General features: G+C 72.1%; 15 protein-coding genes and 2 tRNA genes. 2 read left to right on the top strand and 15 right to left on the bottom strand.

The genetic code is table 11. The annotated features are described in order from the left end of the window. Positions 1-91 precede the first annotated feature (91 nt). From G1H19_RS14755 to G1H19_RS14765, 4 genes are read right to left on the bottom strand one after another with little or no spacing between them, the layout of a single operon-like run. A complete protein-coding gene (locus tag G1H19_RS14755; protein WP_162393378.1) occupies positions 92-751 on the bottom strand; it encodes an aminodeoxychorismate/anthranilate synthase component II in 660 nt (219 codons plus the stop codon). Next, entirely contained in the window at positions 748-906 is a 159-nt protein-coding gene (locus G1H19_RS22650) for a hypothetical protein (RefSeq protein WP_174278106.1), read from the bottom strand. The genes G1H19_RS14755 and G1H19_RS22650 overlap by 4 nt, the downstream gene beginning before the upstream one ends. A 22-nt stretch (positions 907-928) precedes the next feature. Next, on the bottom strand, positions 929-1,729 hold the full coding sequence (locus G1H19_RS14760) for a class E sortase (protein ID WP_235928263.1): 801 nt from the start codon (positions 1,727-1,729) through the stop codon (positions 929-931). Positions 1,730-1,758: 29 nt separating this feature from the next. Continuing rightward, a complete protein-coding gene (locus tag G1H19_RS14765; protein WP_152731555.1) occupies positions 1,759-2,502 on the bottom strand; it encodes a DUF881 domain-containing protein in 744 nt (247 codons plus the stop codon). Positions 2,503-2,688: 186 nt separating this feature from the next. On the opposite strand from G1H19_RS14765, the gene crgA reads away from it, so the two are divergent. Further along, on the top strand, positions 2,689-2,961 hold the full coding sequence (gene crgA / locus G1H19_RS14770; protein WP_162393379.1) for a cell division protein CrgA: 273 nt from the start codon (positions 2,689-2,691) through the stop codon (positions 2,959-2,961). An 845-nt stretch (positions 2,962-3,806) separates the two neighbouring features. On the opposite strand, the gene G1H19_RS14775 is transcribed toward crgA, so the two are convergent. Next, complete coding sequence (locus G1H19_RS14775; protein WP_152731556.1) at positions 3,807-4,967, bottom strand: thiolase family protein; 1,161 nt, start codon at positions 4,965-4,967, stop codon at positions 3,807-3,809. Positions 4,968-5,090: 123 nt separating this feature from the next. On the opposite strand from G1H19_RS14775, the gene G1H19_RS14780 reads away from it, so the two are divergent. Next, entirely contained in the window at positions 5,091-5,495 is a 405-nt protein-coding gene (locus tag G1H19_RS14780; protein WP_162393380.1) for a PH domain-containing protein, read from the top strand. A 102-nt stretch (positions 5,496-5,597) separates the two neighbouring features. Here the strand turns inward: G1H19_RS14780 and G1H19_RS14785 are convergent, their stop codons facing one another. The 10 genes from G1H19_RS14785 to gyrB form a co-directional block, all read right to left on the bottom strand. Further along, positions 5,598-6,446, bottom strand: a complete 849-nt coding sequence (locus G1H19_RS14785; RefSeq protein WP_162393381.1) for a rhomboid family intramembrane serine protease — start codon at positions 6,444-6,446, stop codon at positions 5,598-5,600. A gap of 64 nt (positions 6,447-6,510) precedes the next feature. After that, entirely contained in the window at positions 6,511-7,047 is a 537-nt protein-coding gene (locus tag G1H19_RS14790) for a peptidylprolyl isomerase (protein ID WP_162393382.1), read from the bottom strand. Beyond that, on the bottom strand, positions 7,040-7,486 hold the full coding sequence (locus G1H19_RS14795) for a hypothetical protein (RefSeq protein ID WP_162393383.1): 447 nt from the start codon (positions 7,484-7,486) through the stop codon (positions 7,040-7,042). The genes G1H19_RS14790 and G1H19_RS14795 overlap by 8 nt, the downstream gene beginning before the upstream one ends. Positions 7,487-7,745: 259 nt before the next feature. Continuing rightward, positions 7,746-7,982 carry a hypothetical protein gene (locus tag G1H19_RS14800; RefSeq protein ID WP_162393384.1) on the bottom strand — a complete coding sequence of 79 codons (237 nt, stop codon included), beginning with the start codon at positions 7,980-7,982 and terminating at the stop codon, positions 7,746-7,748. A gap of 75 nt (positions 7,983-8,057) precedes the next feature. Continuing rightward, positions 8,058-8,133 (bottom strand) — tRNA-Ala (locus G1H19_RS14805). Positions 8,134-8,169: 36 nt separating this feature from the next. After that, a complete protein-coding gene (locus tag G1H19_RS22655; RefSeq protein ID WP_174278105.1) occupies positions 8,170-8,322 on the bottom strand; it encodes a DLW-39 family protein in 153 nt (50 codons plus the stop codon). Between the two features lie 83 nt (positions 8,323-8,405). After that, positions 8,406-8,479, bottom strand: a tRNA-Ile gene (locus tag G1H19_RS14810). 147 nt (positions 8,480-8,626) lie between these two features. After that, positions 8,627-9,184, bottom strand: coding sequence for a DUF3566 domain-containing protein (locus tag G1H19_RS14815; protein ID WP_235910171.1), 558 nt, complete (start codon positions 9,182-9,184; stop codon positions 8,627-8,629). Positions 9,185-9,526: 342 nt separating this feature from the next. Continuing rightward, entirely contained in the window at positions 9,527-13,258 is a 3,732-nt protein-coding gene (gene gyrA, locus G1H19_RS14820) for an intein-containing DNA gyrase subunit A (protein WP_162393385.1), read from the bottom strand. 196 nt (positions 13,259-13,454) lie between these two features. Beyond that, a complete protein-coding gene (gyrB, locus tag G1H19_RS14825; RefSeq protein ID WP_162393386.1) occupies positions 13,455-15,497 on the bottom strand; it encodes a DNA topoisomerase (ATP-hydrolyzing) subunit B in 2,043 nt (680 codons plus the stop codon). Positions 15,498-15,612 lie beyond the last annotated feature (115 nt).

Raw genomic sequence — 15,612 nt, forward strand, 5'->3', positions numbered from 1 at the left:
CAAAGGCTCGCTGCTTTCTGTACAGAGAGCGTCGTCCTGCTGTGCAGGAAGGGTTGCGCCTGCGGTACAGGGGGAGGGCGTCGGACTGTGGTCAGACGGTGGCGACCTGGAGGCGGCGGACGGTGGCGGCGGCCGCCTGGACGGCGGCCGGGTCGACCGGGACGCCGCAGCCGGCGAGCCAGGTCGCCAGCATCCGGTGGCCGCCCTCGGTGAGCACCGACTCCGGGTGGAACTGCACGCCCTCGATCGGCAGCTCGCGGTGCCGCAGCGCCATCACGATGCCGGACGGCGTGCGCCCGGTGACCTCCAGCTCGGCAGGCACGCTGTCCTCGGCCACCGCCAGCGAGTGGTAGCGGGTGGCGGTGAACGGCGAGGGCAGGCCGGCCAGCACGCCGGCGCCCTCGTGCACCACCGAGCTGGTCTTGCCGTGCAGCAGCTCGGGGGCGCGCACCACCCGGCCGCCGAAGGCCTCGGCGATCGCCTGGTGGCCCAGGCACACCCCGAGCACCGGCAGGCCCGCGCCGGCGGCGGCCCGCACCATCGGCACGGTGACCCCGGCGTCGGTCGGCGTCCCGGGGCCGGGGGACAGCAGCACGCCGGCGACGTCCAGGTCGGCGAGCTCGTCGACGTCGACCTCGTCGTTGCGGCGCACCAGGCAGCCCACGCCGAGCTGCCCCAGGTACTGCACGAGGTTGTAGACGAAGCTGTCGAAGTTGTCGACCACCAGCACCTGCGGCCGGGGAGTTGTCACTGGTCCACCGTCACGTCGTCGTAGGGGAGATGGGGCGCGATCGCGGGGAAGACCACGAACAGCAGCAGCGCGCTGACCGCGGCGACGAGCAGCAGCGCGAGGACCGCCTTGCTGGCCGTCCCGCCGGGCAGGTGGCGCCAGATCCAGGTGTACACGAGGGGCTCCGCGTCGTCTCGGTCAGTCGCCGGTCAGGGCGGGTGGGCCGCCGGGGGCGTCGGCCTTGGCCACCGGCGCGCCGTCCAGCCGCGCGTGCACGACCAGCCGCTGGCGGGCGGAGTACTTCGGGTGGCAGGTGGTCAGCGTCAGGTAGGAGCCGGTCGCGGGCGCTGCCGGGTCGGCGTCCGGGGTCGGGGAGATGACGTCGACGTCGGTGGGGCTGACGACCTGCTGCCCGGGGATGCCGCTGGGGTCGGCGAGCAGGTCGCCGGTCGCCGGGTCGCCCAGCACGCGGTAGACGAACCAGGCGTCCGCCGTCTCCAGCACGACCGGGTCGCCGGGGCGCAGCCGGTCCAGGTCGAGGAACGGCGACCCGGTGCCCACCCGGTGCCCCGCGATGCCGACGTTGCCGGGCTGGCCGGGCATCGCGGTGCCCACGTAGTGGCCGGGCCCCTGCTCCAGCTGCTCCGGTCCGGTGCCCTCGACGACCGCCCGGGACCAGTCCGGACCCAGCCGGGGCACGTGCAGGAACCCCACGCCCTGCCCCAGCGGCACCTGGGCCGGCGGCGCGGCCGGCGCGGCGGCGACCGTGGGGTCCTCCGGGGCGCCGTCCCAGGTGGCACGCAGCTCGTCGGCGACCGCGTCCTGCCGCCGGTCGGCGAACAGGTCGGTGACGTACAGCTCATAGACGACGAAGAGCAGCACCACCAGCCCGGCGGTCACCAGCGTCTGCCCGACGCCGCGGGCCACGGTGCGCCACAGGTCTCCGGGGCGGCGGTCGCGGTCCTGCCCCGCGGGGGAGCCGGTCGTCGGGGTGCTCACGGACTGCCCCCCTGGACGGGCCCCGGGCATCAGCGTGCCGTGGCGAACTCGAGGTCGAGCGTGCCATCGTAGGCGGGCAGGACCACGTCCGACCGGTCCCTCACCCGAAAGGTGAGCCCGAAGTCCTCCACGGCCTGCTCGAACACGTCGATGCCCGGGGAGTCGGCCAGCTCGGCCCGGATCGCGGTCACGTCGCCGATCGCGGTGATCACGAACGGCGGGGAGTACGTGCGGCCCTGCAGCAGCAGCGTGTTGCCGACGCAGCGCACCGCGCTGGTGGCGATCAGCCGCCGGCCCATCACCGCGACCCCGTCGGCGCCCGCCGCCCACACCGCGTTGACCACGGCCTGGACGTCGGACTGGTGGATCACCACGTCGTCGGCGCGGGCGCCCACCGGCAGCGAGCCGTCCGCCCGCCGGGGGGCGTCGTCCAGGGTGATCTCCACCCCGCGGCCGGTGAGCGCACTGAACCCGGCGGACGTCGCCCCGGCGTCGGCGGCCTCCCGGGCGGCGGCGACCGCGCCGTCGCGCCGGGCGGCGAGCTCGTTGAGGCGCTCGACCTCGGTGCGCAGCCGGTCCAGCTCGGTGCTCTGCCGGGCGTTGGCCGCCTCCCGCTCACGGATCAGCCCGGACAGCTGGCCGGTGTCCCCGCCGCGCAGGTCGGTGCCCTGCGCCGTCTGCCCCGAGGTGGCGAACAGCAACCCGGCCATCAGCGCCACCACGGGCACCAGCGCGGCCCAGCCGGACCGGAGCTGCAGGCTCGGGCGGGGCATCGGGGACCTCCTGGCTGGGCGGGACGCGCGGACCGGGGCGGCGTACCGGCCCCACGGTGGCACCCCGACCGGGTCAGGTCGGCGTGCGACGCGCCTGGTCGCGCACGAACAGGGACCCTGTGCAGCTTAGGCTGGTGCGCGACGCGGCCGGGAGACGAGCGACCGGCCCTGGAGGGAGTTCGTCCGGTGCCCAAGTCCAAGGTGCGCAAGAAGTCGGTCTACACCCCGCCGCAGGGCGTGCTGCCCTCCGCTGCCGCGCGCAGCGCCGCGGCCGCACCCAGCCCGCGCTGGTACGCCCCGGTCATGGTCGCGCTGATGGTGATCGGCCTGGTGTGGATCGTCGTCTACTACGTCGCCGGCGACCGCATCCCGTTCATGGTGTCGCTGGGCGCCTGGAACTTCGCCGTCGGCTTCGGCGCCATGGTGGCCGGCCTGATCATGTCGATGCGCTGGCGCTGACCCACCCGCCCCCGAGGCCCCCGTCCCCCAGGGACGGGGGCCTCGTGCGTTCTCGGCCCCGACCACCGGCCGTCGGACGCCGCCCGGACCGACCCTGGTCGTCCGCTGTCCACAGGACGGGGCTGTGCTGCCCCTCGGGACGCCGCGGTACCGCAGCCGCTGCGGACACGGCCGGGGACGACGCGACGCGCCCGGGCGGACTGCTCCGTCCAGGCCCTGCCGACCCTCCCGGCCGGGTCGACTCGACGACCGGTCGACGGGCCGGGGACGGCGACCTCGACCCCCCTGCTTCCACAGGCCCCCCGCCGGGGTTTCCCTCAGGTTTGTCCACCGCTGTGGACAGACGCCGGGGGTCCGAGCGCCCCGATGGGCCCCGAAGTCCCGGACGACCGCGGGAGAGAGCGCCGGGCCCGTCCCCAACTACACCGGTGTAAGTCCGTCCCCAGTTGTGCACACAGCTGTGGAGAGCGGGGGACGGCCGCGAAGGCGGCGTGTCCGGCCCGTGACACGCCGTCATGGTGACCGTCGCCGGGTCACCGGCCGACCCGCGAGTCACACGCGTCCCACCATCCACGGCGCGCCCGACGGAACGGCCCCTCACACCGCATCCGGAGCCCCTGCCGGGGGCCACCCGGGTCGCCGTCCACAGTGGTCGTCCCCCGGGCACCGGTGGACATGTGGACCCGCCTGTGGACGACGGAAGGCGTCGTCCGGCCTGCCCCACCGGTCCCGCCCACCCCGGGCGAGGAGAGGGCAGGTGAGCTGGCCAGGACGCAGCACAGCCCCCGTCCGCGGGCGGACGAGGGCTGTGCTGGCGGGGTGGGGGCGGCGCGGGGGGCCGCCGGTCAGGCGTCGAGCAGCTCCAGCAGGGTGGCGTTGGCCATGCCGCCGCCCTCGCACATCGTCTGCAGGCCGTAGCGGGTGCCGGTGGCGTGCATGTGGTGCACCAGGGTGGTGGTGATGCGCGCGCCGGAGCCGCCGAGCGGGTGGCCCAGGGCGATGGCGCCGCCGTTGACGTTGATCCGGGACGGGTCGGCCCCGAGGTCGTGCAGCCAGGCCAGCGGCACCGGCGCGAAGGCCTCGTTGACCTCGTACACGCCGATGTCGGCCAGCGCGACCCCGGAGCGCTGCAGCAGCTTCTGCGTGGCCGGGATGGGCGCGGTGAGCATGATGACCGGGTCGTCGCCGGCCATCACGGTGGTGTGCACCCGCACGATCGGGGTCAGCCCGAGCTCGCGGGCCTTCTCCGACGTGGTCACCAGCAGCGCGGCCGCGCCGTCGGAGATCTGGCTGGCGTTGCCGGCGCTGATCACGCCGTCGGGCTTGAACGGGGTCTTGAGCGAGGCGAGCTTCTCCAGCGTGCCACCGGCGCGGATGCCCTCGTCCGCGCTGACCACGGTGCCGTCGGGGGTGGTGACCGGGGCGATCTGCTCGTCGAAGGCACCGTCGGCCTGCGCCTTGGCCGCCTTCTCGTGCGAGGAGAGCGAGTACTCGTCGAGCTGGGTGCGGGACAGGCCCCAGCGCTCGGCGATCATCTCCGCGCCCACGCCCTGGTTGGGGTGCACGCCGTCGTAGCGCTGCAGGAACGCCTCCGACCAGGGCCGGCCCGGCGTGCCCTCGCCGGTCGAGGACCCCATGGGCACCCGGCTCATGGCCTCCACACCGCCGGCGACGATGACGTCGGCCTGGCCGCTGATCACCGTCGCGGCGGCGAACGCCAGCGCCTGCTGGGAGGAGCCGCACTGCCGGTCGATGGTGGTGGCCGGCACGGTCTCCGGCCAGCCGGCGGTGAGCACCGCGTTGCGCCCGATGTTGGCCGCCTGCTCGCCGACCTGGCTCACGCAGCCCCAGAACACGTCCTCGACCTCGGCCGGGTCGATCCCGGCGCGCTGCACCAGCGCGCCGAGCACGTGCGCGGAGAGGTCGACGGGGTGCACGCCGGACAGCCCCCCTCCCCGCTTGCCCACCGGGGTGCGCACGGCCTGGCAGATGACGGCATCTCGCATGGGGGACCACTCCTCGTCGACTGGCTCGAACCGGTGCGCACCGGTGGCGGTGGGCACCCTCGCCGCATCGTAACCCCGTTGGCCGTCAGTGCTGACTGTTCCCGACCTGGGACGCTGGGCGACGTGCAGTGGTCCCCCCGCACCGGTCAGCCGGTCCTGCTCGCCCTGGGTGCCGTGCTGCTGGCCGGAGCGGCGCTCGGTGCCGACCCGGTGGGCCGCGCGCTGCTGGGTGCCGCGGCGCTGCTCCTGGCGGCCCTGGCGCTGCGCGACGTGCTGCTGCGGCCGAGGCTCGCCGTGGACGCCGACGGCGCCGTCGTCCGCACGCTGGGGGGTCGCGTGGCGGTCGGGTGGCCGCGGCTGCGGGCGACGGTGCGCACCACCCGGCGGCTGGGGACGCGCTCGCGCACCCTCGAGCTGGAGGACACCGGCGACGACGCCGTCCTGCTGGTGCTCGGCCGGTGGGACCTCGGCGCGGACCCCGAGGAGGTCGCCGCCGTCCTCTGGGCCCGGGGCGCCACCGGCCTGTGACCTCAGCGGTGATCAGCTCAGCTGATCAGACCCTCGCCGAGCTCACCAGCGCTGGTGAGCTCGGCCGGACGGTGATCAGCTCGGCTGATCGATCCTGCGGGCTCAGACCAGCCGGACCTGCGCGGCCAGCAGCACCACGCACACCAGGACCAGGACGACGACCGCCGCCACGGCCGCCCAGCGGGGCCGCAGGAGCAGGGCCGCGGCGGTGAGCACGCCGGCCACGAACCCGCCGACGTGGCCCAGCAGCGAGACACCGGGCAGGAAGCTGACGACGGCGTTGATGGCGATCAGCGTGACCAGGCCGCGGATGTCCTGGCGGCGCTGCAGGAGCACCACGCCGAACGCGCCGAGCAGCCCGTAGATGGCCGCGGAGGCACCGACGACCCCGCCGAGGAACGCACCGAACAGCTCGATGGCGACCGCGCCGCCCAGGGCGGAGACCAGGTAGACCGTGAGGAACCGTCCCCGTCCGATCATCCGCTCCAGCTCGGAGCCGAACAGCAGCAGCGCGAGCATGTTGAACGCGAGGTGCACCAGGCTGACGTGGGTGAAGGCGCTGGTCGCCACCCGCCACCACTCGCCCTGGGCCAGGTCGTAGGGGCTGAGCCGGAAGGCGTCGGTCAGCGGCGAGGCAAAGGAGCTCACCGGGTTGCCGCCGGCCACCAGGGCGGACACGAAGGTGGCCACGCCGACGGTGAGGTTCACCGCGATCAGCGTGGAGGTGACCGGGCCGAAGCGCTGGCCGGCCAGGCGCAGCCCGGTGGTCCGCTTGGGCTGCCGGACGGTCGCCCGGCCCGCACGGACGCACTCCGGGCACTGGAACCCCACCGAGGCCGGCTGCATGCAGTCCGGGCAGATCCGTCGCCCGCACCGGACGCAGCTCACACCGGTGGCACGGTCGGGGTGCCGGTAGCAGGTGGTGGCCGGGGGCGCCGGCTGCTCGGTCATGCCGGCACCCCCCGGGCCGCCCGGGGGCCCGACGGTGCCGGACCCCCCGGACCGGTGCTCTCGTTCAGCTGCGCTGCACCTCGACCGAGGTGATCACGACGTCCTCCAGCGGGCGGTCACCGCGCGCGGTGGGCGTGGCCGCGATCGCGTCGACGACCTGGCGGCTGGCGTCGTCGGCCACCTCGCCGAAGATCGTGTGCTTGCGGTTGAGGTGCGGGGTGTTGGCGACGGTGATGAAGAACTGCGAGCCGTTGGTGCCCGGGCCGGCGTTGGCCATGGCCAGCAGGTACGGCTTGGAGAAGGCCAGGTCGGGGTGGAACTCGTCGCCGAAGCGGTAGCCGGGGCCGCCGGTGCCCTGACCGAGCGGGTCGCCGCCCTGGATCATGAAGTTGGGGATGACCCGGTGGAAGATGGTGCCGTCGTACAGCTTGTCGGTGGTCTTCTGCCGCGTCTGCGGGTGCGTCCACTCCCGGCTGCCCTCGGCCAGCTCCGCGAAGTTCGCGACCGTCTTGGGCGCGTGGTCGGGGAAGAGGTCGACGGTGATGTCGCCGTGGTTGGTGTGCAGGACGGCGCGCCGTGCGGCGGGGGTCTGTTCAGTCACGCCCACCACTGTCCCACCCCGGCCTGGACGGAGGGGCCGCACCCTCGTCGTCCGAGGCAGGTCGTGCGGCCCCACGGCGCGCTGGTCGGCCCGGCAGGGACAGGTCGAGGTCCCAGCGCAGCTGTTCCACACGCGGCAGCGCGACGGGGTCCTCGAGCCAGCCGGCCACCTCCAGGCTGGACAGCCAACCGTCGTGCACGAACAGCAGGAGCGTGGCGACCAGGTCCCCGTCGGCGTCCACGACCCCCATGTCCACCTGCACGGGGTTCGCCGCCGACGACCGCGGCATTCCGTCCGGCACGTGGAGGTCCAGGGTGCCGCAGCCGCACGCGCACCCGGGGGACACCCGCACCTGGCGAGCCTGCTCTCGCAGCTCAAGTACACCGGGGAACTCGTGCCCGAGGACGGCGTCCAGCAGCTCTGCCTCGTCAGCGGTCATCGGCCGGGGGTCGGGGTCCCGCTGCGGGCTCACGCCCACCTGCACCACCGGCCCCCGGCCAGGAGCGACGACGACGGGGAGGAGCTCGGCGGCGACGACGTGGACTGCATCAGGCCATCCTGGCGGGAGTTCGTGCCCCCCATGCCAGCCAGGTCGCTCGCCGGACAGGACCCAGGGCTGAGCTCGATGGTCCCTCGCTGTTCAGCGAGCGGTCGGGGCCGTGGACCCTCTCACGCCCGGAGCGACGCTGCTCGCCGGCTCACGTGAACCCCTCGGTCCAGGTGATCTCGTCCAGTGGGTGTGCTCCCAGGTAGAAGTCGTCCGGGTACTCGATGAAGCCAGGCTGGATGATCAACTGTCGGCGAGCGGCCTCTGCCTGAGCCTCGCTCGAGAAGACGCCGCAGAGCTTGTCGTCGGTCTCGATGGGGTCTACCTCGGGATCGAGCTCTTCCTGGCCCTCCAGCGGCCGCATGTGCCACAGCAGGTACACGTCCACGGGCACCAGCTCCCGTGCGATGGTGGGCCTCGACGGACGAGAGCCGTCCGAGGCATGGCGACGTCGACGACGTGCTGGTGGAGACGAGGGGAATCGAACCCCTAACCCCCGCCTTGCAAAGGCGGTGCTCTGCCAATTGAGCTACGTCCCCGGACGACGGGAGCGGGGCGGATGCCCCGCTCCGACGTCAGCCGGTGGGCCTGCCGGTCGGTGTGCTGACGGACTGCGGACCGCGGGTGGCCTCGGCCCAGAGGTCGGCGTCGCCCGGGGTGGCCGACTTCCGGCGGACCGCGACCAGGGCGCCGGCGGCGAGGGCCGCGAGAGCCAGCTTCTTCAGCACGCTTGGTCTCCTCCGCCGTCGCCCCGCCGGAGCGGTGACCGGACTGCCGGCCCACCGGAGAATCCCGGTGGGAGGTGCACGAGTGGGCCTGGGAGGACTTGAACCTCCGGCCTCATCCTTATCAGGGATGCGCTCTAACCGCCTGAGCTACAGGCCCGTGAACCTCGTCGAGCCTACCTGCCTGCCCGCCTGACCCATCACGGGGGGTGCGGGGATGGAACGGCCCCGCTGCAGGCGCTGGAACAGGCCCCGTCCCGAGGCTCGCCCCGCGCAGAGCGTGGGGTGAGGAGGACGGGGTCCTCTTTCAGTCGCGCTCGGCGAGCGTGACCTCCAGGCCACCGACCAGGTCGGCGCACAGGTTGTACATCAGGGTGCCCACCGTGGCCAGGGCGGTGAACAGCACCACGTTGATCGCACCGATCACCGCGGCGCCACCGAAGACGATGCCGGGGGTGATGAACTCCGTGGCCGCCTCCTCGCCACCGGTGGCGGTGGTGTTCAGCTGCCCGATGAGGTCGTTGAGGGTGTCGAAGACACCCAGCCCGCCGAGGATCCCGTAGAGCAGCCCGACGGCCACCATCCACACGAAGAAGAACGCGATCGACAGCACCAGGGAGATCTTCAGCGCCGACCAGGTGTCCAGGTTGCGCAGCTGGAGCCGGGCCCGCCGGGGTCCGCGCGCCGACCGCCCGCGCCCGCTGCTCTCGGTCGTGCTCTCCGCGGCGTTCGGGCCTGCGGCGTTCCCGCGACCGGTGGCCCCTGCCCCGGTGCGGCCGGGACTGCCGGCCGGCGCGGCACCGCGCGTGCCCGTCGCTGCGCCCGTCGCCAGGGCGCTGGTCTGGGCCGTGTCGTTGGGGGACATCGGAGCACTCCTGGCGTTCGAAGGGGCAGCGGCCGACCCGGTGGCGGCGCCGGCTGGCGGCCCCCCACCGGCACTCGCTCTGGCGGGCATCTCCTGGGTCGACGGGCTGCCGGTGGCCGCCGGGGTGGACGAGCCGCGTCGGCCCGACCGCGCGGCGGTGCGCACGGCACCCTCTGGCCGGTCGGCCATGCTCGTCTCCCGTCCTCGAGCGGCGCGCGCTCGTCTGCGTCCGGCGCGCGAGGCGCAGGCGGCGCGTACACGCCGGTCAGAACCGTACTGGCCGCACGGACGCCGGGCGAGACGGCGACGTCTCGCCCGGCGGACCAGCCAGGTGACCCCAGACTAGGCGCCGGGCTCGTCGTTGTCCGTCGTCCGGGCGATCGCGACGATCGAGACGTCTTCCGGCAAGTTCATGAGCTTGACACCCATCGTCGCGCGGTCCTTGTTGTGCCGGACACCGTTGACCGGTGTGCGGATGACCCCGCCGCCGGAGGTGATGGCGTACAGCTCGTCGCCGAGCACCACCGCCAGCGCACCGACCAGCACGCCCTTGCGCGACTTCGGGTCGGCGGTGAGCACGCCCTTGCCGCCGCGGTTCTGCTCCGGGTAGTTCTCGATCCCGGTGCGCTTGGCGTAGCCGCCCTCGGTGGCCACGAGCACGTCGACGCCCTCCTGCACGACGATCATCGACAGCAGGCGGTCGTCGCCGCCCAGGGAGATGCCGCGCACGCCCTCGGTGGCCCGGCCCATCGGGCGCAGCTGCTCGTCGTCGGCCTTGAAGCAGATCGACATGGCCTTCTGGGTGACCAGCAGCAGGTTCTGGTCCGGGTTGATCAGCGCCGCGCCGACCAGCTCGTCGCCCTCGCGCAGGTTGATCGCGATGACGCCACCGGTGCGCGGGGAGTCGAAGTCGGCCAGCCGGGTCTTCTTCACCTGGCCGCCGGCCGTGGCCAGCACCAGGTACGGGGCGACCGTGTAGTCCTTGATCTGGATGACCTGGGCGATCTTCTCGTCCGGCTGGAAGGCCAGGATGTTGGCCACGTGCGCGCCGCGGGCGGTGCGGTTGGCCTCGGGCAGCTCGTAGGCCTTGGCCCGGTAGACCCGGCCCTTGTTGGTGAAGAACAGGATCCAGTCGTGGGTGGAGCCCACGAAGAACTGCTGCACCAGGTCGTCCTGCTTGAGCGCGGCGCCCATGACGCCCTTGCCGCCGCGGCGCTGGCTGCGGTACAGGTCGCTCTTGGTGCGCTTGGCGTAGCCGGTGCGGGTGATCGTGACGACCACCTCCTCCTCGGCGATGAGGTCCTCCATGGACACGTCACCGTCGTGGGCCACGAACTTGGTGCGCCGGTCGTCGCCGTACCTCTCCACGATCTCGGCCAGCTCGTCGCGGATGATCTGCCGCTGCAGCTCCGGGGAGGCGAGGATCGCCTGCAGCTCGGCGATCCGGGCCTCGATCTCGGCCAGCTCGTCGAGGATCCGCTGCCGCTCCAGGGCGGCCAGCCGGCGCAGCTGGAGGTCGAGGATCGCGGTGGCCTGCAGCTCGTCGACGTCCAGCAGCTCCATCAGGCCGGTGCGCGCGGTCTCGGAGGACTCGCTGCGCCGGATGAGCGCGATGACGGCGTCGAGCTGGTCCAGGGCCTTGGCGTAGCCGCGCAGCAGGTGCGCGCGCTCCTCGGCCTTGCGCAGCCGGTAGCGGGTGCGCCGCTGGATGACCTCGACCTGGTGGGCGACCCACAGCCGGATCAGCTCGTCCAGGCGCAGCGTGCGGGGCACCCCGTCGACGATGGACAGCATGTTGCAGCCGAACGTCGTCTGCAGCTGGGTGTGCTTGTAGAGGTTGTTCAGCACCACCTTGGCGACGGCGTCGCGGCGCAGGGTGATCACCAGCCGGCGGCCCACCCGGTCGCTGGACTCGTCGGCGATCTCGGAGATGCCGGCGATCCGGCCGTCCCGGACGCTGTCGGCGATCGACTCGGCGAGGTTGTCCGGGTTGACCTGGTAGGGCAGCTCGGTGACCACCAGCTGCACCCGGCCGCGGGAGTCCTCCTCCACGGTGACGACGGCGCGCATGCGCACCGAGCCCCGGCCGGTGCGGTAGGCGTCCTCGATGCCGTCCCGGCCGACGATCAGGCCGTGGGTGGGGAAGTCCGGGCCCAGCACGCGCTCCATGCACGCGGTGAGCGCCTCCTCGGCCTGGGCCTCGGGGTTCTCCAGCATCCAGAAGACGGCGGCGGCGACCTCGCGCAGGTTGTGCGGCGGCATGTTGGTGGCCATGCCGACGGCGATGCCGGCGGAGCCGTTGAGCAACAGGTTCGGGATGCGGCCGGGCAGGACCACCGGCTCCTGGTTCTTGCCGTCGTAGTTGGCCTGGAAGTCGACGGTCTCCTCGTCGATGTTGGCCAGCATCTCCATGGCCAGCGGGGTCAGTCGTGACTCGGTGTTGTGACTGACGAACCCGTTGCTGATGAACGAGTGGTCGTCGGACTCGACCTTGAGGCTGAACACCGGCGCCACCCCGGCGTCGACCACTGAGGCAACCTCCGCGTAGTGGAAGCGACCGTCGACCAGCGGCGCCACCACGTCCAGAGCCTCGGCGTTCGTGATGTGCGCTTCGATGAGCTCGCGATCGCGCTCCCACCGCTCGACGCGGTCGATGTTGTGCCGGCGCAGCCAGTCGCGCTCGGTCCACCGCTCGGCGCCCACCGCGCGGAGGAAGTCGGCCACGAAGGGCACGTGGTCGGTGGACATCGCGGTGCTGGTCGACGGCACCTGGGCCAGCTGAGCCTCCAGCGTGCCCTGCTTACGACCGAGGAACCCGACCCGACCGGCGAACGCGCGGGCGTCACGCCGGTTGCTCACGACGACCTTGATCTCGCCGTTGGCGTAGCGGCAGAGCGAAGACACGACACCGAACTCGAGAAGGAGCTGCTGGACCTCGCGGGCCAGCCGGTCACTACGGGTCGAGTAGCTGATCTGCATCGAGTTCCGCGGCAGCAGGGAGCTCGACCCGTCACCCTCGAAGAGGGCCTGCAGGAAGATGCGCTTGACCGCAGGCTCGGCGCGCCACACGGAGCCGGGCACCCGCTTGGCGTGGCTGCGCTGGCCCACCATCTCGCCCAGGTCACTGTCCATCAACGCGGTCAGGTCCTGGATGTCGAGTTCGTGCAGCAGGTTGCCCGAGGCGATGACCCGGGACGACGTGTAGCGGCGGCCACCCACGTGGCGGTCGTAGGCATCGAGAACCCGGTCGAAGTAGTCGCGGTCCAGGTTGTTGAACCCCGCTCGCTCCGACGACACCCAGCCCTCACTGACGAAGGCACCGGCGAGGAGCGCGGCGTCCGCCTCGCCGGCGGATGCCGTGCCGGTCTCCTCCGCGGGAGTCCGCTGGAGCACGACCCGGTCACCGGCTGCCACCTCGTCGAGCAGCTTCCACAGCAGCGTCGGCACACCCAGCACGGACACCAGGCAGAGCACCGGGTGGTTGCCCGTCCCGGTGAGCGAGAAGCCACCGGTGGTGGTCAGCGTCCTCACCGGGTGATCGCCGGAGTGGAACACCGTCCTGGCCACGACCGGATCGCCGTTGCGGTCGAGCACCTTGAGGCCCAGCTCCCGCTCGGAGTTCGGCGCCATCCCCTCGGCGAGCTCTCCGATCGGCACGGTGCCCTGGACCGTCCTGATCAGGGAGTCTGCAGTGATGCAGTACCGCATGGCGGCGGCCGGGTCGTTGCCCGGGGAGCCGAAGTTGCCCTGGCCGTCGATCAGCGGGTAGCGCATGGCCCACGGCTGGGCGAGCCGGACGAGGGCGTCGTAGATCGCCGAGTCACCGTGCGGGTGGTAGTTGCCCATGACGTCGCCGACGACGCGGGCGCACTTGACGTAGCTGCGGTCGGGCCGGAAGCCCTGGTCGTACATCGCGTACAGCACCCGCCGGTGCACGGGCTTGAGCCCGTCCCGGACCTCGGGCAGCGCGCGGCCCACGATGACGCTCATCGCGTAGTCGATGTAGCTGCGCTGCATCTCCTGCTGCAGGTCGACCGGCTCGACGCGATCGCGGGGTGGGGTCGTCTCAGTCACGCGGTTCTCCACAGGTCAGTACACAGCGGTGGACAAAAGTCCTGGTCAGGTTGCGTGTGGGCAACGCCCGGGGGTGTGTCGGGTGGACAGCCGGCGTCCACCGGACTCATCAGTCGAGTCCCGTGCAGGGACCCACCCCGGCCCCCTCGCAGGGGCCCGCCCTGAGCTTGCGAAGGGTGGGGGCGAGGGGGTCCTTCTAGACGTCGAGGAAGCGCACGTCCTTGGCGTTGCGGGTGATGAAGCTGCGGCGGGCCTCGACGTCCTCGCCCATCAGCACGCTGAAGATCTCGTCGGCGGCCGCGGCGTCGTCGAGGGTCACCTGGCGCAGCACCCGGGTCTCGGGGTTCATCGTGGTGTCCCACAGCTCGGTGGAGTTCATCTCGCCGAGGCCCTTGAAGCGCTGGATGGCGTCGTCCTTGGGCTTGCGGCCCTTCTCGGCCGCCAGCTTGAGCAGCGACTCCTTCTCCTTGTCGGTGTAGACGTAGTCGTCCGGCGTCTTCCCGCCCCACTTGATCTTGTACAGCGGGGGCTGCGCGAGGTAGACGTGACCGGCCTCGACCAGCGGCCGCATGAAGCGGAACAGCAGCGTGAGCAGCAGCGTGGTGATGTGCTGGCCGTCGACGTCGGCGTCCGCCATCAGGATGATCTTGTGATACCGGAGCTTGGCGACGTCGAACTCGTCGTGGATGCCGGTGCCGAAGGCGGTGATCATCGACTGGACCTCGGTGTTCTTCAGCACCCGGTCGATGCGCGCCTTCTCGACGTTGATGATCTTGCCGCGGATGGGCAGGATCGCCTGGTACATCGAGTCGCGGCCGGACTTGGCCGAGCCGCCGGCCGAGTCGCCCTCGACGATGTAGACCTCGGAGTTGCGCGGGTCGGTGGAGCGGCAGTCCGACAGCTTGCCCGGCAGCCCGCCCACGCTCAGCGGGTTCTTGCGGGCCATCTTGCGGGCGTCCTGCGCGGCGCGGCGGGCGCGGGCGGCGGAGCTGGCCTTGATGATGATCGTCTTGGCCTCGCCCGGGTTCGCCTCGAACCAGTGGCCGATCTGCTCGTTGCAGACCCGCTGCACGAAGCCCTTGACCTCGGTGTTGCCGAGCTTGGTCTTCGTCTGGCCCTCGAACTGCGGGTCGCCCAGCTTCACCGAGACGATGGCGGCCAGGCCCTCGCGGATGTCGTCACCGGTGAGCTTGTCCTCCGGCTTGTCCTTGAGGATCTTCTTGTCCACCGCGTACCGGTTCACGATCGAGGTGAGCGCCGCGCGGAAGCCCTCCTCGTGCGTGCCGCCCTCGTGGGTGTTGATGATGTTGGCGAAGGTGTGCACCGACTCGGAGTAGGCGTCGGACCACTGCATCGCCACCTCGAGGGACATCGCGGTGTCGTTCTTGCCGGTGCCCTCGGCCGAGAAGCCGATGATCGAGCGGTGGATCGGCGAGCGCTTGGCGTTGATGTGCGCCACGTAGTCGGCCAGGCCCTGGTCGTAGCGGTAGGTGACCTCGGTCGGCTCGAACACCTCGCTCTCGCCGGTCGGTGCGGCGGCCTCGACCAGCGGCAGCACCTCGGCCAGGCCGGTGTCGCCCTTGGCCTGCCCGGGCCGCTCGTCGCGCAGCACGATGGTCAGCCCCTTGTTCAGGAAGGCCATCTCCTGCAGGCGGCGGCTGATCGTGTCGAACGAGTAGTGCGTCGTCTCGAAGATCGAGTCGTCGGCGTAGAAGGTGATCTTGGTGCCGCGCTTGTCGGTCGGCCCGATCTCGCGCAGCGGCTGGGGCTTGGCGTAGTCGTAGTGCTGCGCCCACTCCCTGCCGTTGGTCCACACCGAGACGTCGAGCCTGGTGGACAGCGCGTTGACCACGGTGACGCCGACCCCGTGCAGACCGCCGGAGACGCCGTAGCTCTTGCCGTCGAACTTCCCGCCCGCGTGCAGGATCGTGAGCACGACCTCGACCGTGGGGCGCTTCTCCACCGGGTGCATGTCGACCGGGATGCCGCGGCCGTTGTCCTCGACCGAGACGCCGCCGTCGGCCTGCAGGGTGACCTTCACGGTGTCGCAGAAGCCGGCCAGCGACTCGTCCACCGCGTTGTCGACGACCTCCCACACCATGTGGTGCAGGCCGCGCTCGCCGGTGGAGCCGATGTACATGCCCGGGCGCTTGCGGACTGCCTCGAGCCCCTCGAGGACGGTGATGGAGCTGCCCGAGTAGGTGTTCTCGTCGGTCTCCGTGTTGGGACTCGCGACCACGTGTGGCCCTCCTGTCACGCAACCGTGCCCAAGTGCGCCACCGGGGGTGTCCGGGGCTCAGCGGGGCACTCAGGCGGCTGCTGGCGATGTGTCATGCCCAGACTACCTCCTCCGG

It is taken from the genome of Goekera deserti, from assembly GCF_010685995.1.
GTDB classification, from domain to species: Bacteria; Actinomycetota; Actinomycetes; order Mycobacteriales; family Geodermatophilaceae; genus Goekera; species Goekera deserti.